22 protein-coding genes are annotated in these 21,592 nt (G+C 65.7%); 12 read left to right on the plus strand and 10 right to left on the minus strand.

The features are described 5' to 3' along the window. The first annotated feature begins 88 nt into the window (after positions 1 to 88). Positions 89 to 1,141, plus strand: coding sequence for a YeeE/YedE family protein (locus AB1A62_RS18730; protein ID WP_366663047.1), 1,053 nt, complete (start codon positions 89 to 91; stop codon positions 1,139 to 1,141). A 1-nt stretch (position 1,142) separates the two neighbouring features. On the opposite strand, the gene AB1A62_RS18735 is transcribed toward AB1A62_RS18730, so the two are convergent. From AB1A62_RS18735 to AB1A62_RS18745, 3 genes are read right to left on the minus strand one after another with little or no spacing between them, the layout of a single operon-like run. After that, positions 1,143 to 2,087, minus strand: a complete 945-nt coding sequence (locus tag AB1A62_RS18735) for an MBL fold metallo-hydrolase (protein WP_366663000.1) — start codon at positions 2,085 to 2,087, stop codon at positions 1,143 to 1,145. Further along, positions 2,084 to 3,094, minus strand: coding sequence for an MBL fold metallo-hydrolase (locus AB1A62_RS18740; RefSeq protein WP_366663001.1), 1,011 nt, complete (start codon positions 3,092 to 3,094; stop codon positions 2,084 to 2,086). Before AB1A62_RS18740 ends, AB1A62_RS18735 begins: the two co-directional genes overlap by 4 nt. 52 nt (positions 3,095 to 3,146) lie before the next feature. Continuing rightward, positions 3,147 to 3,932 carry a methyltransferase domain-containing protein gene (locus tag AB1A62_RS18745; RefSeq protein ID WP_366663002.1) on the minus strand — a complete coding sequence of 262 codons (786 nt, stop codon included), beginning with the start codon at positions 3,930 to 3,932 and terminating at the stop codon, positions 3,147 to 3,149. Between the two features lie 141 nt (positions 3,933 to 4,073). Between AB1A62_RS18745 and rpiA the strand changes: the two genes are divergently transcribed. The 6 genes from rpiA (at position 4,074) to AB1A62_RS18775 (ending at position 10,423) form a co-directional block, all read left to right on the plus strand. After that, the gene (gene rpiA, locus AB1A62_RS18750; protein WP_366663004.1) at positions 4,074 to 4,862 is read left to right on the plus strand and encodes a ribose-5-phosphate isomerase RpiA; all 789 of its coding nucleotides are present in this window, start codon (positions 4,074 to 4,076) and stop codon (positions 4,860 to 4,862) included. Positions 4,863 to 5,054: 192 nt separating this feature from the next. Then, entirely contained in the window at positions 5,055 to 6,410 is a 1,356-nt protein-coding gene (gor, locus tag AB1A62_RS18755; protein WP_366663005.1) for a glutathione-disulfide reductase, read from the plus strand. Between the two features lie 67 nt (positions 6,411 to 6,477). Beyond that, a complete protein-coding gene (hflK, locus tag AB1A62_RS18760; protein ID WP_366663006.1) occupies positions 6,478 to 7,617 on the plus strand; it encodes an FtsH protease activity modulator HflK in 1,140 nt (379 codons plus the stop codon). Further along, complete coding sequence (locus AB1A62_RS18765) at positions 7,617 to 8,498, plus strand: protease modulator HflC (protein WP_366663008.1); 882 nt, start codon at positions 7,617 to 7,619, stop codon at positions 8,496 to 8,498. The genes hflK and AB1A62_RS18765 overlap by 1 nt, the downstream gene beginning before the upstream one ends. Beyond that, positions 8,498 to 8,692 carry a DUF2065 domain-containing protein gene (locus AB1A62_RS18770; protein ID WP_366663009.1) on the plus strand — a complete coding sequence of 65 codons (195 nt, stop codon included), beginning with the start codon at positions 8,498 to 8,500 and terminating at the stop codon, positions 8,690 to 8,692. The genes AB1A62_RS18765 and AB1A62_RS18770 overlap by 1 nt, the downstream gene beginning before the upstream one ends. 294 nt (positions 8,693 to 8,986) lie before the next feature. Continuing rightward, entirely contained in the window at positions 8,987 to 10,423 is a 1,437-nt protein-coding gene (locus tag AB1A62_RS18775) for a Do family serine endopeptidase (RefSeq protein ID WP_366663010.1), read from the plus strand. Between the two features lie 76 nt (positions 10,424 to 10,499). On the opposite strand, the gene AB1A62_RS18780 is transcribed toward AB1A62_RS18775, so the two are convergent. From AB1A62_RS18780 to AB1A62_RS18795, 4 genes are all read right to left on the minus strand, one after another. Further along, complete coding sequence (locus tag AB1A62_RS18780; RefSeq protein WP_366663011.1) at positions 10,500 to 11,012, minus strand: class I SAM-dependent methyltransferase; 513 nt, start codon at positions 11,010 to 11,012, stop codon at positions 10,500 to 10,502. Positions 11,013 to 11,370: 358 nt separating this feature from the next. Next, entirely contained in the window at positions 11,371 to 12,039 is a 669-nt protein-coding gene (locus AB1A62_RS18785; protein WP_366663012.1) for a Crp/Fnr family transcriptional regulator, read from the minus strand. 88 nt (positions 12,040 to 12,127) lie between these two features. Beyond that, entirely contained in the window at positions 12,128 to 12,667 is a 540-nt protein-coding gene (locus AB1A62_RS18790; RefSeq protein ID WP_366663013.1) for a peptidoglycan-binding domain-containing protein, read from the minus strand. A 71-nt stretch (positions 12,668 to 12,738) separates the two neighbouring features. After that, positions 12,739 to 13,185, minus strand: coding sequence for an OB-fold nucleic acid binding domain-containing protein (locus tag AB1A62_RS18795; RefSeq protein WP_366663014.1), 447 nt, complete (start codon positions 13,183 to 13,185; stop codon positions 12,739 to 12,741). A 165-nt stretch (positions 13,186 to 13,350) separates the two neighbouring features. Between AB1A62_RS18795 and AB1A62_RS18800 the strand changes: the two genes are divergently transcribed. From AB1A62_RS18800 to AB1A62_RS18810, 3 genes are all read left to right on the plus strand, one after another. After that, positions 13,351 to 13,674 carry a 2Fe-2S iron-sulfur cluster-binding protein gene (locus tag AB1A62_RS18800; protein WP_366663015.1) on the plus strand — a complete coding sequence of 108 codons (324 nt, stop codon included), beginning with the start codon at positions 13,351 to 13,353 and terminating at the stop codon, positions 13,672 to 13,674. Positions 13,675 to 13,706: 32 nt separating this feature from the next. Then, positions 13,707 to 14,495 carry a VCBS repeat-containing protein gene (locus AB1A62_RS18805; RefSeq protein ID WP_366663016.1) on the plus strand — a complete coding sequence of 263 codons (789 nt, stop codon included), beginning with the start codon at positions 13,707 to 13,709 and terminating at the stop codon, positions 14,493 to 14,495. 241 nt (positions 14,496 to 14,736) lie between these two features. Next, positions 14,737 to 16,461, plus strand: a complete 1,725-nt coding sequence (locus AB1A62_RS18810) for a DUF1217 domain-containing protein (RefSeq protein ID WP_366663017.1) — start codon at positions 14,737 to 14,739, stop codon at positions 16,459 to 16,461. A 245-nt stretch (positions 16,462 to 16,706) separates the two neighbouring features. On the opposite strand, the gene AB1A62_RS18815 is transcribed toward AB1A62_RS18810, so the two are convergent. Together AB1A62_RS18815 and purD are read right to left on the minus strand one after the other, a co-directional pair. After that, positions 16,707 to 17,192, minus strand: coding sequence for a GNAT family N-acetyltransferase (locus tag AB1A62_RS18815; RefSeq protein ID WP_366663018.1), 486 nt, complete (start codon positions 17,190 to 17,192; stop codon positions 16,707 to 16,709). A 255-nt stretch (positions 17,193 to 17,447) separates the two neighbouring features. Then, the gene (purD, locus tag AB1A62_RS18820; protein WP_366663019.1) at positions 17,448 to 18,713 is read right to left on the minus strand and encodes a phosphoribosylamine--glycine ligase; all 1,266 of its coding nucleotides are present in this window, start codon (positions 18,711 to 18,713) and stop codon (positions 17,448 to 17,450) included. Positions 18,714 to 18,849: 136 nt separating this feature from the next. Between purD and xseA the strand changes: the two genes are divergently transcribed. Continuing rightward, positions 18,850 to 20,352: an exodeoxyribonuclease VII large subunit gene (gene xseA / locus AB1A62_RS18825; protein ID WP_366663020.1), complete on the plus strand. Its 1,503-nt coding sequence runs from the start codon at positions 18,850 to 18,852 to the stop codon at positions 20,350 to 20,352. A gap of 19 nt (positions 20,353 to 20,371) precedes the next feature. On the opposite strand, the gene AB1A62_RS18830 is transcribed toward xseA, so the two are convergent. Continuing rightward, on the minus strand, positions 20,372 to 20,767 hold the full coding sequence (locus tag AB1A62_RS18830) for a hypothetical protein (RefSeq protein ID WP_366663021.1): 396 nt from the start codon (positions 20,765 to 20,767) through the stop codon (positions 20,372 to 20,374). Positions 20,768 to 20,899: 132 nt separating this feature from the next. On the opposite strand from AB1A62_RS18830, the gene AB1A62_RS18835 reads away from it, so the two are divergent. Next, a complete protein-coding gene (locus AB1A62_RS18835; RefSeq protein WP_366663022.1) occupies positions 20,900 to 21,541 on the plus strand; it encodes a lysoplasmalogenase in 642 nt (213 codons plus the stop codon). Positions 21,542 to 21,592: the final 51 nt, after the last annotated feature.

A 21,592-nucleotide genomic window follows, 5' to 3' on the forward strand; every position in this document is an offset into this window, starting at 1 on the left:
CCGGCGTGCTGGCCATCGGCCGTGCAGCCGGAGTTTGACAAATGACAAGCACAGCCGCGTAACGGGATGGCAGTTTCTGCCCATGGAGATGCTCATCAATCTGCTGGGAGATGCCGGTGCTTTGGCTTTTGCCGGGCTGGCCGTTGGCATCGTGTTCGGGGTTGCGGCCCAGAAATCCCAATTCTGCCTGCGTGCAGCCACGGTGGAAGTTGCTGAGGGCGGGGCCGGGCCCCGCTTGGCGGTTTGGCTGATTGCGTTCCTTTCGGCACTGTCTCTTGTTCAGGCATCTGTGGCCCTGGATTGGCTGGAACTGTCCGGCACGCGTGCGATTGCTTCAACGGGAAGCATCAGCGGAGCCTTGATCGGCGGCGTGATGTTCGGCACCGGAATGGTTCTGGCGCGCGGTTGCGCATCGCGCCTGCTGGTTCTGGCCTCTTGCGGCAACTTGCGGGCCTTGGTCACGGGGCTGGTCCTGACACTGGTCGCGCAGGCGGCCTTTACGGGGGTGCTCAGCCCGGCACGGGAGAAGCTCGCTGGTATTTGGGTGGTCCCCGGCGGCGAGGCGCGGGACCTGTCCGTGATCGCTGGCTTTCCAACGGCTGTTTACGCCATTTCGGCAATGGCAGGATTGCTTCTGGCAATTGCATTTGCCTACCGGCAAAACGTCACCGTAACCGGCATTCTGTCAGCTGCAGGGGTCGGGGGGGCGGTAGCGTTTGGCTGGCTGATGACCTCTGCGATTGCCCAATCGTCGTTTGAAATCGTGCCGGTGCTGTCCGTCACATTTACCGGCCCCGCCACAGATACCCTGATGGCATTGGTCGCAGAGCGGAACGTGGAATTGTCCTTTGGTATCGGCCTCGTTCCCGGGGTCGCAGCCGGCGCGGCTGCATCAGCCTTTTTGTCGGGGGACTGGGGAATTGAAAGGTTCGGCGCGGACACCCCGATGGAACGGTATCTCGTCGGGGCGGTCCTGATGGGCTTCGGAGCAATGCTTGCCGGGGGCTGCGCCGTCGGTGCCGGATTGTCGGGAGGATCGGCCTTGTCCCTGACCGCATGGATTGCGGCTTTCTCGATGTGGATCGGGGCGATTGCCACGCACCGGCTGATAAAGCGGTTGCCCGCTCTGCAGCGACCCTGAGCTACTCAAATTCCATTTGCTCGTAGACACGGCCGGCATTCCTGGCTGCCAGCTTCTCGAAAGTATCCAGGTGGGCGTACGGCGACTGGTCAACGTAGTAGGCGTCTGCCAAATCCCCGCCGGCGTCCATGTGCTCCTGAATTCTGCTGCGCAGGTATATCAGGTAGCCGCGTGTATACCTGCGGACCTGATCCATATTCGTCGGATGCCCGTGGCCTGGGATGACATAGGTCGCGTCCAGAGGTTCAAACGCATTGTCCCAGGTTTCAAGCCAATCCGCGGTGTAGGTGTTCTCAAAGACCGGAAGCATGCGTTCGTGAAAGGCCATGTCGCCGGCAATGACCAGGCTTTGGCCGGGCAGCCAAATCGAGATATCCCCGGGGCTGTGTGCCGGTCCAAGGTATTTTGCCTCGATGCGGAATTCGCCCATTTCGACCGCGTATTCATCGTCGAAGGTCTCCGTCGGGCCCGCCAGGTAGGTGCCTTCCGCCTTGTCTTTATTGTATTTCTTCATCTGCTCGAGGATCTGCGCGCCGTATTCCTCGAACTCCGCCGCGGCATCGGTATGGGCAATGATGGGCACGCCGATCTCAGACCAATAGGCATTGCCGAGCATCGCATGCCCCTGACCGTTTTCATTGAAGACAAGCTTGACCGGCTGATCGGTGACGGCCTGAATCTCCTGGTGAAGCGCCTTTGCAAGCACATAGGCAGCGCCCCCGTTCACGACCACGACACCGTCTCCGGTCACAATGAAGCTCAGGTTGTTGTTGTGGCCTGAGTTTTCATATGTGGGCGGTGCGGTTGCGCCTATGGCAGTGAACACGCCGGGAATGTACTCCACCGGCTTCGAATACAGCACGCTTTGCGGATACTGGTCTGCGATATCCTCGCTGGCCCAAGCCGGAAAGGCCAGCGTGCCAGCAATCAGAATCTTCCGTATCATGACAGCTCTCCTATAAACCGGTATGCTTGGCCGGCCCTTTCCACGCGGCCGAACCCGCCGCCCGGCAGATGAAAACCAACAAGCCTCATCTGCTCTGCTGAAATCTGGTCGAGCAGCGTTGTTCTGGCCGCCGCCGCGGTCTCAGGATCCTGATCGGTGCCGCTGGGCCAGCTGGGGCGCTCGAACGCGGCATGCGGGTTTCCGAGCGCATCTCCGACCACCATCACCGCGTCGCCGCCATTGCGGACTTCAAAGGCCATATGGCCCGGCGTGTGACCGTAAGTTGCGCGTGCGGCGATACCGGAAAGGACTTCTTGCCCGTCATCAAAAAAATCAACCAGGTCTTCGATCGCTTCCATGCGCCGCTTTGCCCCGACTGCAAACGACGCGCGCTCAGCCCCTATTGAGTCCACTGTTTCCGGGTTCCACCAATAGTCCCACTCCTCGCGGCCAAAGAGATGAGCTGCGTTGGGAAAGTACGGTTCGTCAAAGTCATCCAGAACCCCCCAGATGTGATCCGGGTGAGCATGCGTGAAGACAACATGTGTGACTTCAGCGGGGGACAGGTCAATCGCGGCGAGAGCCTCCGGAAGCTTGCCGGAAGTTGCCATGAAGTCCGGGCCGGCGCCGGCGTCGAACAGCACTGTATTATTCCCGTCACGGTACAGCACCACGTTGCAATCCGGCTCGTACTTGGTGATGTCGGCCTGATGGTGTTTCATCAGCTCTTCAAGTTCTTCTTGCGGCATCGCCCCGAACACCATTTCAGGCGGCAATGACAAGTACCCGTCCGAAAGCGTTGAGATCCGCGCCGATGAGCCGAGCTGCAAATCCGCGCGCAAGGGCTTGGATTGAGCGCCAAGCGCCGCCAGGCAGGTGCCGTGAAGGAGGAAGCTGCGGCGGGTGAGAGGGTGTCTTTTGAGCATGTTAAAATCAATAAGATGAATATGTTTATTTGTAAACACCGGGCAGCCGTTAGCCGGTGCAATTTTTGCATGAGCCGACACGAACGGCTGCGCGTTGTGCAGTGGCAGTGAGCAGGTATTGCAGCAGCTGGGCCTAGGGGAGCCGGGTCTTGCGGGCGGTGCAGACGAAATGGGTGAGGGAGAAGAAGAAGCGGCCCTCCTGCGCCAGTTCCTCCTGCTCCTGTGCCCAGGCGGCGGCGTCGTCTGCGTCGGTGGCGCCGATCTCCACCGCATAGGCGCGGATCAGCCGGATCATCATCATCGCCAGCCCGTCCGGGCGCAGGCTGGTGTCGCAGATGGTCAGCGGATGCAGCGCCTCGCGCGCGAAGCCGCAATCGCGCAGTTCCTCCGGCAGCCGGGCGGGCATGGCGCGTTCGGCCATATGGGCGTCCCAGATCTCCAGGAACCGCTGCATCCGCGCGGCGTTGTCGCTGTGCCAGGCCAGCGTGTCCCAGTGGATGTCGCCGATCACCAGGCGGCCGCCCGGTTTCAGCACCTGGTGCAGAGCCCGCAGCACCGGGCGGCGGCTGGTGATGTATTCGAACACCTGCACCGACACCGCCTTGTCGAAACTTTCCGGCTCGAACGGCAGGCGGGCGGCATCGCTTTCGGTCAGGGTGGTGTTTGCGCGCCCCTGCAGCCGCTGGCGGGCAGCGGCCAGCATGTCGGGGCTGGCGTCCAGACCGGTCACATGGCCGGCAGGGCCGACGGTGCGGGCCAGCTCCAGGGTCAGCAGCCCGTTGCCGCAGCCGAGATCCAGAATGCGGTCGCCGGGCTGCGGCTGCAGCGCATCGAAATTGGCCCGCCGCCGCCGGGAGATGTCGGCGCCCTGATAGGCGTCCTCCAGCACGCGGGTGGTCTCCTGGTCGAATTGCAGCATCATGTCCCTCCGTCAGGTTTAGAGGACTAGGGCGGAATGCCGGGATTTCCAGCCGGGCGGCGACGGGGGGGGCAAATGCCCCTCGCGCGTGAGCGGCTAACCGCCTATAACTGCCCGGCAAGCCATTCTTGGAGACCTGTGATGACCGGAGAGCTGTCCCCCATCGACAAGGCGAAATTCGTCGCGGCCAGGCGGGCGGCGGAGATGGTCGAGGACGGCATGCGGGTGGGCCTGGGCACCGGATCGACCGCCGCCTGGCTGGTGCGCTGCCTGGGCGATCTGGTGCGGAAGGAGGGCCTGCGGATCACCGCGGTGCCGACCTCCAGCCGCACCGCGGCGCTGGCGCGGGACGTGGGCATCAACGTGGTGTCGCTGGACGAGGCCAAGTGGCTGGACATGACCATCGACGGCGCCGACGAGTTCGACCCGGACCTGAACCTGATCAAGGGCGGCGGCGGCGCCCATCTGCAGGAGAAGATCGTCGCCACCGCATCGGACCAGATGGTGGTGATTGCGGATGCCAGCAAGTCGGTGGAGACGCTGGGCGCCTTCCCGCTGCCGGTGGAGGTGCTGCCGTTCGGCTGGCAGAGCAGCCAGGCGCTGATCGAGGAGACGCTGGTGTCGTTGGATGTGATGGGGCGCAACTCCACCCTGCGGATGAACGGCGGGGCGCCGTTTGTGACGGATGAGGGGAATTACATCCTCGACCTGCATCTGAAGCGGATCGGCAACGCGCGGCAGCTGGCGCTGGTGCTGAACCAGATTCCGGGGGTGATCGAGAACGGGCTGTTCATCGACATCTGCGACACGGTGGTGATCGGCTATGGCGACGGCCGGGTCGAGGTGCGCGACATCAACGAGGGCACCGTCGAGAAGGACAAGCTGGACTTTGCCGAGGCCGACAACCTGTTCACCGATCTGATGGATTGAGTTCCGCCTGGCCGAAGGCGGGGCAGCGCCCGTCCTGCCCTCGGCGTGCTGAGTGGGACCTTTCGCCTCACAACCCTGTGCAAATCCAATGCAAAAGGTTGAATGCGGCGCGGGAACGCCCACTTGGGCATATGGCGTTTGGTGGTCCGTTATGGGATACACCTTCTCAAGAAATGCAAAGGGCGGAACTTCATGAGCTTTGATTACGATCTGTTTGTCATCGGCGGCGGCTCCGGCGGGGTGCGGGCGGCGCGCGTGGCGGCGCAGGAAGGCGCCAAGGTGGCGCTGGCCGAAGAGGACCGTTATGGCGGCACCTGCGTGATCCGCGGCTGCGTGCCGAAGAAGCTGATGGTGTTCGCCAGCGAGTATTCCAGCATGGTTGAGGATGCCCAGGCCTATGGCTGGGACATCAAGGCGGGCGGCTTTGACTGGGATGCCTTCAAGGGCAAGCTGCATGGCGAGCTGGACCGGCTGGAAGGCATCTACCGCAACATCCTGAAGAACAACGGCGTCGAGAGCTTTGACAGCCGCGCCAGGCTGGCCGATGCCCATACGGTGGAGCTGGCCGACGGCACCCGCAAGACCGCCAAGCACATCCTGATCGCCACCGGCGGCTGGCCGACGGTGCCGGAGTTTCCGGGCTCGGAGCTGGCGATCACCTCGAACGAGATGTTCCACCTGGACAAGCTGCCGGAAAGCCTGCTGATCGTCGGCGGCGGCTATATCGCCAGCGAGTTTGCGGGCATCATGAACGGGCTGGGCGTCAACACCACGCAGTTCTACCGCGGCGCGCAGATCCTGCGCGGCTTCGACGACGAGGCGCGCGGGCTGATCAGCGAGGAAATGTGCCAGGCGGGCATCGACGTGCATCTGGGCACCAACGTTCTGGAGATGCGCAAGGAAGGCGATAAGATCTGGGTCAAGTCGACCAACGGCCAGGAGCGGCTGTTCGACAAGGTGATGTATGCCACCGGCCGCCACCCCAATGCCGACAACCTCGGGCTGGAGGAGATCGGCGTGGAGCGCGGCCGCAAGGGCGAGATCATCGTGGATGAATACAGCCAGACCTCGGTGCCGTCGGTCTATGCGATCGGCGATGTGACCGACCGGGTGGCGCTGACTCCGGTGGCGATCCGCGAGGCGATGGCCTTTGTCGAGACCGTGTTCAAGGGCAACCCGACCAGTCCCGACCATGAGCTGATCCCGACCGCGATCTTCACCCAGCCGGAAATGGGCACCATCGGCCTGAGCGAGGAAGAGGCAAGCGAGCAGGAGCCGATCGAGGTTTACGCGACCTCCTTCAAACCGATGCAGCAGGCCTTTGCGGGCCGGGCGCAGCGGGTGCTGATGAAGCTGATCGTCTCGAAGGCCACCCGCAAGGTGCTGGGCTGCCATATCGTCGCACCCGGCGCGGGCGAGATGATCCAGATGGCGGGAATCGCCGTAAAAATGGGTGCAACCAAGGAAGATTTCGACCGCACGGTTGCGGTGCACCCGACAATGTCGGAAGAGTTGGTAACCCTGAAGACTCCGGTGCGCTCGACCTGAGCGGGCAAACCGGCAAGAATAGAACTCACATGCCCCCTTCGGGCGGCAGCAAACGGATAGGAGACATATGGCGGGCAATAGCGGTGGCCCATGGGGGGGCGGTGGCTCCTCCGGCGGCGGTGGCGGCAACCGGGGCAACAACGGCGGCGGGCGCAAGCCCGAGGATCCGCAGATCCCCGAAATCGATGAGCTGGTGAAGAAAGGCCAGGAACAGCTGCGCGTGCTGATGGGCGGGCGCGGCGGCTCCGGCGGCGGCCGCGGCGGGCGCGGCGGCCCGGGCGGCGGCGCGCCGCTGTTCACCAAGGGCACGGTGGGGCTGGCGGTCATCGCCGGCGCGGTGCTGTGGGGCTTTGCCAGCATCTATACCGTGAAGCCGGAAGAGCAGTCGGTGGAACTGTTCCTGGGCGAGTATTCCTCGACCGGCCAGCCGGGCCTGAACTTTGCGCCCTGGCCGCTGGTCACCAAGGAGGTGATCCCGGTGCGGGTGGAGCAGACCGAGAACATCGGTTCCGGCGCCCGCGGATCGGACGCCGGGCTGATGCTGACCGGCGATGAGAACATCATCGACGTGGATTTCCAGGTGGTGTGGAACATCTCCGACCCGGCGCGGTTCCTGTTCAACCTGCGCGATCCGCGCTCGACCATCAACGCGGTGTCGGAATCGGCGATGCGCGAGATCATCGCCCAGTCCGAGCTGGCGCCGATCCTGAACCGCGACCGCGGCGCCATCACCGCCCGTCTGGAAGAGCTGATCCAGGACACCCTGGACAGCTACGACAGCGGCGTGAACATCGTCCGTGTGAACTTTGACGGCGCCGACCCGCCGGAGCCGGTGAAGGACGCCTTCCGCGAAGTGCAGTCCGCGGGCCAGGAGCGCGACCGGCTGGAGAAACAGGCCGACGCCTATGCCAACCGCAAGCTGGCGGGGGCCCGCGGCCAGGCGGCGCAGACGCTGGAAGAAGCCGAGGCCTACCGCGCCCGCGTGGTGAACGAGGCCCAGGGTGAGGCGAGCCGTTTCACCGCGGTTCTGGAGGAATACCAGAAAGCGCCGGAAGTGACCCGCAAGCGCCTGTACCTGGAAACCATGGAAGAGGTTCTGAGCCGGGTCGACAAGATCATCCTGGATGAGAACGCAGGCGGCGAAGGCCAGGGCGTCGTGCCCTATCTGCCGCTCAATGAGCTGCGCAAGCCGCAGGGGGGCAACTGATGCGGAAATCTACTCTTCTTCTGCCCATCCTGGTGGTTGCGGCGATTGCGGTGCTGTCGGCGATCTTCATCGTCGACGAGCGTGAAAAGGCGCTGGTGCTGCGCTTTGGCCGGGTGGTCGATGTCAAGGAAACCCCGGGCCTGGCGTTCAAACTGCCGGTGATCGACAATGTGGTGCGCTATGACGACCGCATCCTGAGCCTGGAAGTTGGCCCGCTGGAGGTCACCCCGCTGGATGACCGCCGCCTGATCGTGGATGCGTTCTCGCGCTACCGGATCGCGGATGTGGAAACCTTCCGCCAGGCGGTCGGCGGCGGTGGCATCGGCGGTGCTGAGCTGCGGCTGGACAAGATCATGCGGGCGCAGACCCGTGAGGTGCTGGGCTCCGTCAGCTCCAACGACATCCTGTCCTCGGACCGTTTCGCGCTGATGCTGCGGATCCGCAACGGCGCCATCACCCAGGCGCGCCAGCTGGGCCTTGAGGTGATCGACGTGCGGCTGAAGCGCACCGACCTGCCGCAGGCCAACCTGGAAGCCACCTTTGCCCGGATGCGCGCCGAGCGCGAACGGGAAGCGGCGGACGAGATCGCCCGCGGTGAAGAGGCGGCGCAGCGCGTCCGCGCCCAGGCCGACCGGACCGAGGTCGAGCTGGTGTCGGAAGCCGAGCGCGAGGCCGAGGTGATCCGCGGTGAATCGGACGCCGAGCGCAACGCGATCTTTGCCAAGGCGTATGGGGCAGACCCCGAGTTCTTCGAGTTCTACCGCTCGCTGAACGCCTATGCGAATTCGCTGCTGGCGGGCAATTCCTCGATGGTGCTGTCGCCGGACAACGAGTTCTTCAATTACCTGAAGTCCTCGGACGGCCAGACGGCGACGCAGTAATGGGGTTCATCCTCCTGGCCCTCGGGCTGGTATTGATTGCAGAGGGGCTGGTGTACGCACTGGCCCCTTCGCTTGTGGAGCGGCTGCTGGAGATGCTGCGCGCCCTGACCGAGGAGCAGCGCCGCAATGCCGGTCTGGCGGCGCTGGCGCTGGGGCTGATCCTGGTCTGGCTGGCCTTCCATTTTGGGTTTTGAGCCGCGCTTTTCCCCTCAGATTTTCAGCGAATCCGTAAGCTTTCCCTGATAGGGTGGTCTCAGCAGGGCCTCCCCCGCCTGTGCCGGGTGAAAACCGGATCACAGCGGCTTTATTCCATGCAACATTTGTTGCGGGACCGGGGAGAGTTCCTACATTGGGTCCATAAGACTCTGCCTGGCATCTGCGGTATTTGCGCCGGCCCGGGCGGGGCAGAAGAATTGAATAAGACAAGGAGTAGATCCGTGCAGCCACAGGCAATTGCAATTTCCGGCCGGGCAAGCGGCAGCAGCGCGATGATACGGCTGGCCTGGCTTGCGGTGCTGGCAATGGCGGTCCTGCTGATGCAGGCGGTGACCGCAATGGCCCGGCCCGAAAGCCTGGCCCCGCTGGCCGAACGGGTGAGCCCGGCGGTCGTCAACATCACCACCAGCACCGTTGTCGAAGGGCGCACCGGCCCGCAGGGCATCGTGCCGGAAGGCTCGCCATTCGAGGATTTCTTCCGCGAGTTCCAGGACCGCAACGGCAATGGCACCCGGCCGCGCCGCTCCTCTGCGCTGGGCTCCGGGTTCGTGATTTCCGAGGACGGCTATATCGTCACCAACAACCACGTGATCGACGGCGCCGACGAGATCGAGATCGAGTTCTTCCCCGGCGAAGGCCAGCCCAAGGAGCTGCTGCCGGCCAAGGTGATCGGCACCGATCCCAACACCGACATTGCGCTCTTGAAGGTGGAGGCGCCGTCGCCGCTGAAATACGTCAAGTTCGGCGACAGCGACACTGCCCGCGTCGGCGACTGGGTGGTGGCGATGGGCAACCCGCTGGGGCAGGGGTTCTCGCTGTCCGCGGGCATCGTGTCGGCCCGCAACCGCGAGCTCTCGGGTTCTTATGACGACTACATCCAGACCGATGCGGCGATCAACCGGGGCAACTCCGGCGGGCCGCTGTTCAACATGGACGGCGATGTGGTCGGCGTGAACACTGCGATCCTGTCGCCCAACGGCGGCTCCATCGGCATCGGCTTCTCGATGGCCTCCAACGTGGTGGTCAAGGTGGTCGCGCAGCTGAAGGAATTCGGTGAGACCCGCCGCGGCTGGCTGGGTGTGAAGATCCAGGATGTGGACAACGACCTGGCGGAGGCGATGGGCCTGGACAAGGCCCGCGGCGCGCTGGTCACTGACGTGCCGAACGGCCCGGCCAAGGATGCCGGTGTGCTGGCCGGCGACGTGATCGTCAGCTTTGACGGCGTCGATGTGCAGGACACCCGCGGCCTGGTGCGCCAGGTCGGCAATGCCGAGGTCGGCAAGACCGTGCGCGTGGTGGTCTACCGTGAAGGCAAGACCGAAACCCTGCGGGTGACCCTGGGCCGCCGTGAGGATGCCGAGCGCGGCCCCGCCAGCCAGGGCGGCGATGGCGATGCGCCGGGCAGCACTGAGAAAGAGCTGCTGGGCCTGTCGGTGGGCGTGCTGACCGACCAGCTGCGCAGCGAGCTGAACGTGGCGGAGGATGTCCAGGGGCTGGCGGTGCTGTCGGTGGATGAGACCTCCGAGGCCTGGGAGAAGGGCCTGCGCGCCGGTGACGTGATCACCGAGGCGGGCCAGCAGAAGGTGGCCTCGATCAGCGACCTGGAGGCGCGCGTCAGCGAGGCCAAGGAGGCTGGGCGCAAGTCGCTGCTGCTGCTGGTGCGCCGCGGCGGCGAGCCGCGCTTCGTGGCGCTGAACCTGTCCGAGTGATCCGGGGCGGGAGCTGCTGAAACACAGGCAAAGGCCGGGCCAGCGCCCGGCCTTTTGCATTGCTGCGGAGGGGGATTCAAACCCGCTGCATGAACAGCAGGCCGCGGCTGTCCTTGTCCGTGCGCCAAGCGGCTTTCCGGGCGGCAAAGATCTGGCGGAAGTCCTCCAGATTGCGCGGCTCATCCGCAATCAGCACCCAGCCGCCGGGCCGCACATGCGGCAGGCAGCGGGCCAGCAGTGCCCGCCGCTGGGGCGCGGCCAGCATGTGCAGGGTGCGGTCGAACAGCAGGATGTCGAAATCCTTGTCCGGCGCCCAGGCGGTGAGGTCGGCGGCGATGCCGGTGACATCAAGGTCTTCCCGCTGCGCGGCGGCCAGCATGTCCCGGATGCCGTGCCGGGAAATATCCAACCCTGTCACCCGGTGGCCCAGGCGGGCGATGAACAGCGCGTCCCGGCCCTGGCCGCAGCCCGCATCGAGAATGTCCAGTCCTTGTGCGGTCAGCCGCTGGAAAAAGGCGGTGAAGGCAGGGGACGGCGCCCCCAGCGCGTCCGGGGTTTCGCGGTAGAGACTGTCGTAGTCATAAGCCATGCGCGGCACCGTAGCGGCGGGGTCCGGGAATGGCTAAGTGAATATTTTTTGAACAAGAGGGGGCGCGGTGGAGAGAGCCAGGACTTTTAAACAGTCTTGGCTAAGGTCTTCGGAGAGCTTTTGGGCTTGCGCATGAGGGGCGGGCAGCCGTTCTCCGGGACTGCGCGGGACAGCTGATGCGCAAAAGGGGAAGAGCCATGCGCTGGCGGGCACATGGCTCTTGTTGGACAGGCGGCCATTGGGATGGAACGTATAATGGCCGTCTATGCAGGCGTTATGGCGCGGGGCGGCGCCGGGTTCTGTGACCGGGATTACAGAGAGCGGATTTTGTTGCGGAAAATTGCGCCGGGAGACGGGATCAGATCGAATCCGGCTCCGCCAGCACTGCCAGCTCGCCGCGGTCGAGGATCTGCACGCCGCCGCGGCTGATGCCCACGAGGCCGCTGCGCTTCCAGGCGGAGAGTGTCTTGGACACCGCCTCGCGGGTGGCACCGACAAATTCCGCCAGTTCCGCCTGCGACAGCGCGATGCGGCCGTCGCTGGTCTCGGGCGCGAGGTACAGCAGCTTGCGCGCCAGCCGCACCGGCATCGGCAGGAATACCTGCTCATTGAGCTGGGTGTTCATCCAGCGCATCCGCTGGCCGGCCAGCCGCAGCAGGTCGGCGGCCAGGTCGGGGTACTGGCGGATCTGCGCCAGCACGTCGCCGCTGCGCAGCCGCAAGACCCGGCTGGGCTCAGCGGCGATGGCGGTGGCGGTGCGCTCGCCCGGGTCAAACAGGGTGATCTCGCCGAACACCGCGCCGGGGCGCATCATGTCAAGCGACAGCTTGCGGCCCGAGGCGGAGAGCACCGAGAATTCCAGCGCGCCTTCGGCAATCGCATAGAGCGCATCGCCTGCGTCGCCCTGCTCGAACAGCACCTCGCCCTGGCGCAGGCGCACCTCGGTTGCCTGGCTCTCCAGCATCCGGCGCAGCGGGCCGGAGGCACCGGAGAGAAAGCCGGTGTCCGGCAGGCGGGTGGTCAGCATGGTGTTTGTCTCTTTGCGTCTGTTGCCCGGTGCGCGGACCTTAGCAGAGGGTTCGCCGGCTGGGAACCGGGCAGCTGAACCGCGCGGTTCAGCCAGCGACGGCAACCAGCCCCAGCCTGCGGGCGGAGGCCAGCGTCAGGGTGCCGCTGTCCAGCCCCAGCGGCACCTGGTAGCGCTGCACGGCCTTGCGGGTGGCGGCGTCCATCTGGCCATGCACCGGGCCGCGGTAGAGGCCGCGCGCCGCCAGCGCCCGCTGGATGGTGCGGATGAAATCCGGGGTCATCATGGCGGGGCAGGGGATTTCGATCCACTGCTCCTGCCGCGGCGTGACGATCTCCTGCCGGGTTTCGGTGCGGAAGGTTGCTGGGCGGATCACCCGGCCGCTGGCGTCCTGCTGCGCCGGTTCGGCCAGCACCTGGCTGGTGACGGTTTCAATGACAGCAGGGGAGGTGTGCTTGCTCCAGCATGTGCCGGGCGGCGCGCCGGGCGGGGCATAGCGGCCCTCGCGCGAAACTTGGCTGCCGGGGCTGCCTGGCTGCGGCTGGACGCAGGCGGGCAGCGCTGCCAGGGCTGCCAGCAGCAGGGCGGGCGCCAGGCGCCGGCGGGGGATCAGATTGGATGGCGTCATGCCCGGTTGCCTCTTGCCGGCACCTCAGTCTGTCCCCGTGGCGGGGCTGGGGCCGTTGCTTTGGCGGCAGCCTAGCCGAGTTCGGAGCCGTCCGCAAAGGCGGGATCGCCTGTCCGGCCTTGCTCCGCCAGCAGAAGGTCCAGCATCGGCGAAATATCCTCCACCTCTTCGGCGATCACATGGGTGACCGAATGCGCCCGCTGCAGCCGCCCGGTGACCCGCAGCATCCGCCCGGAGATCACCGCGCGGCGGAAGGCCTCGTAGATTCTGCGCCAGACGATCACGTTGACGATGCCGGTCTCGTCCTCGAGCGTGACGAAGATCACCCCCTTGGCGGTGCCGGGGCGCTGACGCAGGATCACCAGGCCCGCGATGGTGACGCGGGCGTTCTCCGGCGGCTCCTGCAGCCGGTTGGCGGGCAGGCAATGGGGCGGGCGCGGCCAGGGCTGCGGGCTGGTTTGCGGGCTGAGCGCGGCCGCGGCGGCAACGGCGGCGCCGGCTGGAGCGGGGGCTGGCATGAGGAAAACGGCCCTGCGGTTGAGAAAATTTGAACGTGAACAAATATAGAACGTCAGGGCGGAAAGTCCAGCAGCGGCAGGGCAGCGTCGCAATTGGGGGTGGCACCGGCGCGGGCGCTTGGCTACACAGTCGCGCAAGTACCGGAAAAGGGAAGAGAGCTGACAATGGCAAAGATCACTTACATCGAGCACAACGGCACCGAACATGTTGTGGATGTGGCCAGCGGGCTGACCGTGATGGAAGGCGCGCGCGACAACAACATTCCGGGCATCGAGGCCGATTGCGGCGGCGCCTGCGCCTGTTCGACCTGCCACGTCTACATCGCGCCGGACTGGGTCGAGAAGCTGCCGGCCAAGGACGACATGGAAGAGGACATGCTGGACTTCGCCTATGAGCCCGATCCGGCCCGCTCGCGCCTGACCTGCCAGATCAAGGTGAGCGACGAGCTGGACGGCCTGGTGGTGCATATGCCCGAAAAGCAGATCTGATGGCTGCGGGGGCGGCAGCGCGGCGTCTGCGGATGCGCGTCCGGCCCCGTTCCGTCCGGCCCCGTTCCGTCCGCCGCGCCTGGATGGCGCTGTGCCTGGGGCTGGCCATGGCCGGCCCGGTTGCGCAGATGGCGCAGGCCGGGGTGATCTCAGCGGAATACGGCGATCCCACCACCCGCTACGGCCACGCCGTGCTGGGCGATGGTGTGGAATACGGCTCGCTGACGCTCACGGTTGCAAGCACCGCGGCGAGCGGGGCGTCTCTCAAGGCCGACTACCTGACATCTGATATTCAGATCCGCCTGCCGCTGGATCATGTGTTCGAGGACATTGCGCCGCGGCTGGCGGATGTGGACGGCGATGGCAGCCAGGAAGTGCTGGTGGTCGAAACCGATGTGGCGCAGGGCGCCCAGCTGGCCATATATGGCGCGCGCGGCGAGAAGATCGCCGAAACCCCGCATATCGGCACCCGCAACCGCTGGCTGGCACCTATCGGCGCCGCGGATCTGGATGGCGATGGGTATGTGGAGATCGCCTATGTCGACCGGCCGCATCTGGCGAAAACCCTGCGCATCTGGCGGTTCCGGAAAGGCGCGCTGACAGAGGTGGCCAGCAAGGCCGGGCTGACCAACCACCGGATCGGTGAAGACTTCATCACCTCCGGCATCCGCGATTGCGGCCGGGGGGCGGAGCTGGTGATGGTGAGCGGCGACTGGCGCCGGATCATCGCGGTGCGCCTGCGCGGGGATGAAATCACCACGCGGGAGATTGGCGTCTTCGACCCCAATACAGGTCTGGAAGCGGCGCTGGCCTGCCGCTGAGTGCGGGCGGTTCAGCCTGCCTGTGCCGCGCGCCGCGCGGCGCCACGCCCAACTGCGGCGCCTATCGCCGGACAGGCTCAAATCTGTGCTGCCCGGCGCCGCTGGTGCTTCTTTGTGCGGGCAGCCCTGAGCCCTGCCGCGCGGGCGTTTCCGAAATATTCACCACCCTTCGGTTAGCCTGCGGCAAACGGGAAATGCCCGGCGGCGCCGGCTGGGGCATGTTTTCACAGGAGACACGCGCGTGAGTTTTACACCCTATGTGTTCGGCACCGGGATCGCCGGCTGGACCTTCCTGCAGCGGACCCAGGCCCAGCAGCAGGAAGTGTTTGAAAAATCGCCTGTTCTGGACCGCCAGGTGCAGGATTTCACGCAGCGCATCACCAGCGTCCAGAGCTCGGAGGAGCTGCTGGACGACTACAATCTGCTGCAGGTGACCCTGGGCGCCTTTGGCCTGGACGAGGACATCAACAACCGCGCCTTCATCCAGAAGGTGCTGGATTCCGACCTGAGTGATTCCAAGTCCTTTGTGAACCGTCTCAATGACAGCCGCTATCTGGCGCTGGCTAAGACCTTTGGCTTCAACAGCCCGGACGGCCCGCAGCTGCCCAGTGCCAAGGGCGGCAGCGAATTTGCCGGCATCACCACCGCGGACGACCTACTGTCCAACTCAGCACTGCTGAGCAAGGCATTGAGCAATGCCGGTCTGGAGGGCATGGAGAACAATCAGTTCTTTCTGCAGAAGGTGCTGGAATCGGACCTCAGCGACCCGGAGTCCTTTGCCAACAAGCTGACCGATACCCGGTTTGCCGATTTCGCCCGGCAGTTCGAATTCGGCAAGCCGCCGGAATATGACAACAGCATCCAGGCGCTGGTCTCGGAATTCAACCAGCATACCGAGGGGCTGGCCAGTGCTGACGACCTCCTGGAGGATGAGGAACTGCTGCAGGCGGTGATCGAGACCTTCGATCTGGAGCGCACCAGCACGGACTTCCTGCGGCGGGTGCTGAATTCGGACACCACCGATCCGGATTCCTTTGTGAACCAGCTGGAGGACACCCGGTACCTGAATGTCTCCCGCGCGTTCGGCTTCGGCTATCCGGACATCAACGCGATGACCGACCCGGATGAACTGCTGCTGAACCCGGAGCTGCTGGCCGATGCGCTGGATACCTTCAACGTCAGCGACCGGGGGGAGGACTTTCTGCGCCAGGTGCTGGAATCGGATCTGAGCGATCCCAATTCCTTTGTGAACCAGCCGGAAAACATTGCCTATTATGATTTCGCCGATGCGTTCCAGAACACCTGGCCGGATCATGTCAGCAAGATGCAGGTGTTCTCCGATGAGATCACCGACAAGCTGGACAGCCTGTCCTCTGCGACAGATCTGGTGTTCGACCTGAACCTGTTCGAGGCCTCGCTGGACATTTTCGGGCTGAGCCACCGGGACAGCGATTTCAATGTCATGATCAAGACGCTGGATTCCGATCTGTCCTCGGAAATCTCCTATGCCAATCTGCACCATGACAACAACATGAAAGCAATGGCTTACGCCTTCTCCTTCAACAAGGGGGCGGAGGCGCAGGTCTACCCGGACGGCTTTGCCGAAGAGATCGCCGATCTCTACACCACCCGGCAGTTCGAGGTTGCCATCGGCGAGTCCGACCCCAACATGCGGCTGGCGCTGGCGTTCGAGCGCGAGCTGCAGGCGGTGGTGGACGAAGGCGGCAGCGAGAACGCCCATTGGTACAACATCATGGGATCGCCGCCCCTGCGCACCGTGTTCGAAACCGCGCTGGTGCTGCCCTCCAGCTTTGGCCAGCTGGATATCGAGCGCCAGCTGGTGGAGATGAAGGACCGGACCTTTGCCGCCTTCGGCACGACCCATCCGGCGGACTTGCTGGAGCCGGACATGCTGGATCAGTTCCGCAGGCGGTTCCTGCTGATGACGGATATCGGCGGGTTCTAAGGGGGCGGCTGCGGGGGCTTGATCTGCGGTCTTCCGGTGCCGCCCTGATGACCTGGCGCGGATTTCCGGGGCGGAACCTGTTTCCCCTTCGTCCTGCTATTGAGGCTGCGTGGCAGGCAGGCTGTCCGGCCGGTTCAGCAGGGTGCGGCAGGGGGAGTGCGGGCTGCCTGGTTCGGCCCGAGGCCGGGCGGGATCTGTTCAGCGGCGGCCGGGCTGCCTTGCCTCCGGCAGCGCCAGCCCGCCGCTCAGCTGCGGGCGGGGCTGCCCGGCACAGGCTTTTCCATTGTCACCGAGGTTGGCCTGTCAAACCCCGGATGCGCGGTTTCCCCGGTCTTGCGGAATCCCATCCGGGCAAAGGCGGCGTGGTTTTCCGTCAGCTCGACCCGGGTCTGCAGCCGCAGAACCGGCAGGCCAAGCGCGCTGGCGCGGGCGGCGGCCAGCGCTACCAGCGCGCGGGCCAGCCCGGTGCCGCGCTGAGCCTCCTCCACCGCGAGTTTTCCCAGATACAGGCAATCGGGCCTGGGGGTCAGGAAGACGCAGGCCGAGGGCGGTGTGCCGGTTGCCCAGATCTCGCCGCTGCGGCATTGGTCCTGCAGGGCGGCCAGCGTCAGAAGGTGCATGGAGGAGGGCGGATCGATGCGCCCCTCCATGCAGGCGAAGCTGCGCCGGATCAGGTCGAGCACGTCAACGAGGCTGGGGTCATCGGGCGCAAGCCGGCGGGGGGCGGTCATTGGGTATCCCCGTCAGCAGGCGGACCGGTCAATCGCGGCCGGCAGATGGCGTTTTTGCGCGTCATGGGGGTGTCCTTCCTGTCCGGCAGGATATCCCGCCGCTGCGGTGCGGGCAAATCCGGAGGAGGGGAAGATGCCTGCGCCTGCCAGGGCGCGGGCCGCCGGGCGCAGCAGCGCCCGGCCACGCCCAACTGTGAAGGGCAATCTGTGATTGGCCGGGAGCAGGCGGGAGCCTTCCCGGCAACAAGCCCGGGGTTACTTCAGCGCCCGCCAGCCGATGTCGCGGCGGAAGAAGCCCTGCGGCCAGTCGATCCCGTCCACCATCGCATAGGCGCGGTCGCGGGCTTCCTGCAGGGTTTCACCGCGGGCGGTCACGTTCAGCACCCGGCCGCCAACCGCCAGCACCTTGCCGTCCTGCGCCTTGGTGCCTGCATGGAACACCATGTTGCTGCTGTCCTCGGGCAGGGCGTCCAGGCCCTTGATCCCGGAGCCTTTTTCATACGAGCCAGGATAGCCTTCAGCCGCCATCACCACGGTGATCGCGTGATCGTCCGCCCAGTTCACCTGCGCCTCGCCCAGGCGGCCTTCAGCCGCCGCGTGCATCAGGTCCAGTGCCTGGGCGCCCAGGCGCATCATCAGCACCTGGCATTCCGGGTCGCCGAAACGGACGTTGTATTCCACCAGCCGCGGCTGGCCGTCCTTGATCATCAGGCCCGCATACAGAACCCCCTGATAGGGCATGCCGCGCTCTGACATCACCTTCATGGTGGGCTTCACGATCTCTTCCATCGCCTTGGCCTCGACCTCAGGTGACAGAACCGGGGCCGGGGAATAGGCGCCCATGCCGCCGGTGTTGAGGCCGGTGTCGCCTTCGCCGACCCGCTTGTGGTCCTGGGCGGAGCCGATTGCCAGCACGTCCTCGCCATCCACCAGCACGAACAGGGAGGCCTCTTCGCCTTCCATGAATTCCTCGATCACCACCTCGGCGCCGGCGCCGCCGAAGGCGCCGCCGAACATGTCGTCGATGGCCGCCATGGCTTCCTCCTCGGTCATGGCGATGATCACGCCCTTGCCTGCGGCCAGACCGTCAGCCTTGACCACGGTGGGCACGCCGTGCTGGCGCACATGCGCCCTGGCGGCCTCGGCATCGGTGAAATGGCCGTAGCCCGCGGTGGGAGCGTTTGCCGCGTCGCAGATTTCCTTGGTGAAGCTCTTGGAGGCTTCCAGCCGCGCCGCTGCCTCGGAGGGGCCGAACACCAGCAATCCTGCCTCGCGCAGCCGGTCGGCGACGCCCGCGGCCAGCGGCGCCTCGGGGCCGACGATCACGAAGTCAATGGCGTTTTCCTCGGCGAACGCCGCCACTGTGCCGCCGTCCTCGATATCAAACGACGCGCAATCGGCGATCTGGGCGATGCCCGCATTGCCCGGCGCCACGATCAGCTTGTCGCATTTGGGGTTCTGCATCACGGCCCAGGCCAGTGCATGTTCACGCCCGCCGCTGCCGAGGATAAGGATGTTCATTGGCGCATTCTCCGATCTGCCTGAGCCCTGTGGCCCCGCGGGCCGCGACCCGGGGCTTGCCTTGCTTGCCGCGCGTTCTATGCTGCGCGCGACTTCAAAACAAGACCGGCCTAAGGCCGCAGGAGAGCAGCCCCCGATGTCCGACCTGTTTGACGACCCGCAGCCCGGGCAGAACGCCCCGGAATTCACCGTTTCCGAGATTTCCGGCGAGGTGAAACGCACGCTGGAGGGCACCTTCGGGCGCATCCGGGTGCGGGGCGAAGTCGGGCGGGTGTTCAAGGCGCGTTCCGGCCATCTCTATTACGATATCAAGGACGACCGCTCGGTGCTGGCCTGCACCACCTGGAAAGGCCAGATCAGCGGCTTGTCGGTGGTGCCGGAGGAAGGGCTGGAGGTGGTTGTCACCGGCCGCCTGACCGCGTTCGGCGCCCAGTCCAAGTACAACATGAACGTGGACGAGGTCGCGGTTGCCGGCCAGGGCGCGCTGATGGCGTTGCTGGAAAAACGCAAGAAGCAGCTGGAAGCGGAAGGTCTGTTTGCGCCGGAGCGGAAAAAACCGCTGCCGTACCTGCCGCAGATCATCGGGGTGGTGACCTCGCCCTCCGGTGCGGTGATCCGCGATATCCTGCACCGCCTGCGCGACCGGTTTCCGCGCAAGGTGCTGGTCTGGCCGGTTGCGGTACAAGGGCAGAACTGCGCGCCGGAGGTTGCTCGCGCCATCGAAGGCTTCAATCGGCTGACGCCAGGCGGTGCGCTGCCGCGGCCCGATCTGATCATTGTCGCCCGCGGCGGCGGGTCGATCGAGGATCTGTGGGGCTTCAACGAGGAGATCGTCGCCCGTGCCGCCGCCGCCTCGCAAATCCCGCTGATCTCCGCGGTGGGGCATGAGACGGATACCACGCTCATCGACTTTGTTTCCGACCGCCGGGCGCCGACGCCAACGGCGGCAGCAGAGCTGGCGGTGCCGGTGCGGCTGGAGCTGATGGCGTGGAGTGAAAACCAGGGCGCGCGGCTGACCCGCGCGGCGGGGCAGGCGGTGCAGCTCAGGCGCCAGCGGCTGAACGATCTGGCCCGCGCGCTGCCCAAGCCCGACACATTGCTGGAAACCCCGCGCCAGCGGCTGGACCGGATTTCCGACCGGCTGCCCGGGGCGCTGATCAGCGGCGTGCAGCGCCGCCGGGTGCACTTAAGCGAAACCGCGGCCAGCTTGCGGCCTGCCACCCTGCGCCAGTTGGTGCAGGGGCGGCGCGACCGGCTGCAGAATCTGTCCTCGCGCCTGAGCCTGCGGCCGCTCCAGCGGGAGATGGCAGCGCAGAAGGATGCGCTGACTCGGCTGTCGCAGCGGCTGGATACGGCGCAGGCCGTGCGCATCGACCGCCAGCGCCAGGCGCTGACGGCCACGGGGCGGCAGCTGGAGATCCTCAGCTACAAGGCGACGCTGGAGCGCGGCTATGCGGTGGTGCGCTCGGGCGAGGAGATCCTGACCACCAGAGCCGCCGCCGCCAAGGCAGACGCCCTGCAGATCGAATTTGCCGACGGCACGCTGGATCTGGAGGGCGGTGCAGCCGCGCAGGCGCCGAAGAAAGCTGCGCCGAAACCGCCGGCAGAGGGCGGTGGCAGCCAGGGCTCGCTGTTCTAGCGGGGCATCTGCAGCGGCCTCAGGCGCCGACGTCGGGGCCGTAGCACAGCATCTCCTCGCCGATATCCTCGGCCTCGTAGAGCTCTGTCGAGGCCGGGTCGTCCTCGAACCGGGCGGTCAGGCCGCGGGGGGTCAGTTCGAAGGTCCAGCACTGCGGATCATCGCGGTTTTCGTAGATGAAACAGATCCGGCCAGCCTCCTCATACCAGCTGCCTTCCTGGCATTTGCCGTCCAGGAAGGACCAGATCACCCGGCGGTCCGGCAGGTAGCGTTCGACCCCGTACATGGCGCCGCCGAAGCCGTAGAACAGCGTGCGGCCCTGGGTGTAGCGGTCGAACTCGTTCGCGCTCAGCGGCTCACCCGCCGCCAGCGGGGCGGGCAGGGCTGCCAGCAGGAGAATCATCAATGTGCGCATGAAGCCATTGTGACTCAGGACCGCCGTTTGCACCAAGCGTTGCATGTATCTGCCCAGGCTCCCGCGGGGTCACCTTTGACCGCGCGCGGCCTCCGGGGACAGAGTGCGGGAAAATAACAGGGGAGGCAGGCGATGACGGCGGAACTGACGCTTTGGGCGGGGGCCGGGGCCTGTGCGCTGATCTATCTGCTGATGGCTGCGCAGCCGCCGGGCCTGCTGCGCAGCGTGCTGAAAACGGCATCGGTCGCTTTGCTGGCGCTGGCAGCGCTGCTGGCCGGGGCGCCCTGGCTGCTGGCCGTGGCGCTGGGCCTGTGCGCGCTGGGCGATCTGTTCCTGTCGCGCGACGGCGAGGGGGCTTTCATGGCAGGTGTCGGTGCCTTTGCCGTCGGGCATCTGGCCTATGCGGTGCTGTTCCTGACCCGGGACGCGAGCGACCCGGTGCGGCTGCTGCATATGCCCGGGGCCGCCATTGCAGCGCTGTTGCTGGTGCTGGGGCTGGTAATGGCGAGCATCCTGGCGCCGCGCGCCGGGGCGCTGAAAGGGCCGGTGCTGGCCTATATCCCGATCATTCTTGGCATGGGGGCGGCGGCGCTGACGCTGCCGTTTGGCTCGTGGGTCTTTGCCGCAGCCTGCGCCTTCATGCTGTCGGACATGGTGCTGGCGGCGGAAACCTTTGTGCTGCCGCAGGATCATCCTCTGCGCCGGGTCTCGCCATATGCAGTCTGGCCGCTCTATTGGGGCGCGCAAGCGGGGTTTCTGGCGGCATTTTCCTGATTTCCAAGGCGCGTTGCGCTTTGCACTCCGGCCCAATCCGCATTAGGTGGG

The organism is Leisingera sp. JC11, from assembly GCF_040704725.1.
Lineage (GTDB): Bacteria > Pseudomonadota > Alphaproteobacteria > Rhodobacterales > Rhodobacteraceae > Leisingera.

Excerpts from the sequence above, each read along its gene's own strand:
- AB1A62_RS18730 (WP_366663047.1), top strand. The coding sequence starts at position 89 with ATGCTCATCAATCTGCTGGGAGATGCCGGTGCTTTGGCTTTTGCCGGG.
- AB1A62_RS18735 (WP_366663000.1), bottom strand. The coding sequence starts at position 2,087 with ATGATACGGAAGATTCTGATTGCTGGCACGCTGGCCTTTCCGGCTTGG.
- AB1A62_RS18745 (WP_366663002.1), bottom strand. The coding sequence starts at position 3,932 with ATGCTGCAATTCGACCAGGAGACCACCCGCGTGCTGGAGGACGCCTAT.
- rpiA (WP_366663004.1), top strand. The coding sequence starts at position 4,074 with ATGACCGGAGAGCTGTCCCCCATCGACAAGGCGAAATTCGTCGCGGCC.
- gor (WP_366663005.1), top strand. The coding sequence starts at position 5,055 with ATGAGCTTTGATTACGATCTGTTTGTCATCGGCGGCGGCTCCGGCGGG.
- hflK (WP_366663006.1), top strand. The coding sequence starts at position 6,478 with ATGGCGGGCAATAGCGGTGGCCCATGGGGGGGCGGTGGCTCCTCCGGC.
- AB1A62_RS18765 (WP_366663008.1), top strand. The coding sequence starts at position 7,617 with ATGCGGAAATCTACTCTTCTTCTGCCCATCCTGGTGGTTGCGGCGATT.
- AB1A62_RS18770 (WP_366663009.1), top strand. The coding sequence starts at position 8,498 with ATGGGGTTCATCCTCCTGGCCCTCGGGCTGGTATTGATTGCAGAGGGG.
- AB1A62_RS18775 (WP_366663010.1), top strand. The coding sequence starts at position 8,987 with ATGATACGGCTGGCCTGGCTTGCGGTGCTGGCAATGGCGGTCCTGCTG.
- AB1A62_RS18780 (WP_366663011.1), bottom strand. The coding sequence starts at position 11,012 with ATGGCTTATGACTACGACAGTCTCTACCGCGAAACCCCGGACGCGCTG.
- AB1A62_RS18785 (WP_366663012.1), bottom strand. The coding sequence starts at position 12,039 with ATGCTGACCACCCGCCTGCCGGACACCGGCTTTCTCTCCGGTGCCTCC.
- AB1A62_RS18790 (WP_366663013.1), bottom strand. The coding sequence starts at position 12,667 with ATGACGCCATCCAATCTGATCCCCCGCCGGCGCCTGGCGCCCGCCCTG.
- AB1A62_RS18795 (WP_366663014.1), bottom strand. The coding sequence starts at position 13,185 with ATGCCAGCCCCCGCTCCAGCCGGCGCCGCCGTTGCCGCCGCGGCCGCG.
- AB1A62_RS18800 (WP_366663015.1), top strand. The coding sequence starts at position 13,351 with ATGGCAAAGATCACTTACATCGAGCACAACGGCACCGAACATGTTGTG.
- AB1A62_RS18805 (WP_366663016.1), top strand. The coding sequence starts at position 13,707 with ATGCGCGTCCGGCCCCGTTCCGTCCGGCCCCGTTCCGTCCGCCGCGCC.
- AB1A62_RS18815 (WP_366663018.1), bottom strand. The coding sequence starts at position 17,192 with ATGACCGCCCCCCGCCGGCTTGCGCCCGATGACCCCAGCCTCGTTGAC.
- purD (WP_366663019.1), bottom strand. The coding sequence starts at position 18,713 with ATGAACATCCTTATCCTCGGCAGCGGCGGGCGTGAACATGCACTGGCC.
- xseA (WP_366663020.1), top strand. The coding sequence starts at position 18,850 with ATGTCCGACCTGTTTGACGACCCGCAGCCCGGGCAGAACGCCCCGGAA.
- AB1A62_RS18830 (WP_366663021.1), bottom strand. The coding sequence starts at position 20,767 with ATGCGCACATTGATGATTCTCCTGCTGGCAGCCCTGCCCGCCCCGCTG.
- AB1A62_RS18835 (WP_366663022.1), top strand. The coding sequence starts at position 20,900 with ATGACGGCGGAACTGACGCTTTGGGCGGGGGCCGGGGCCTGTGCGCTG.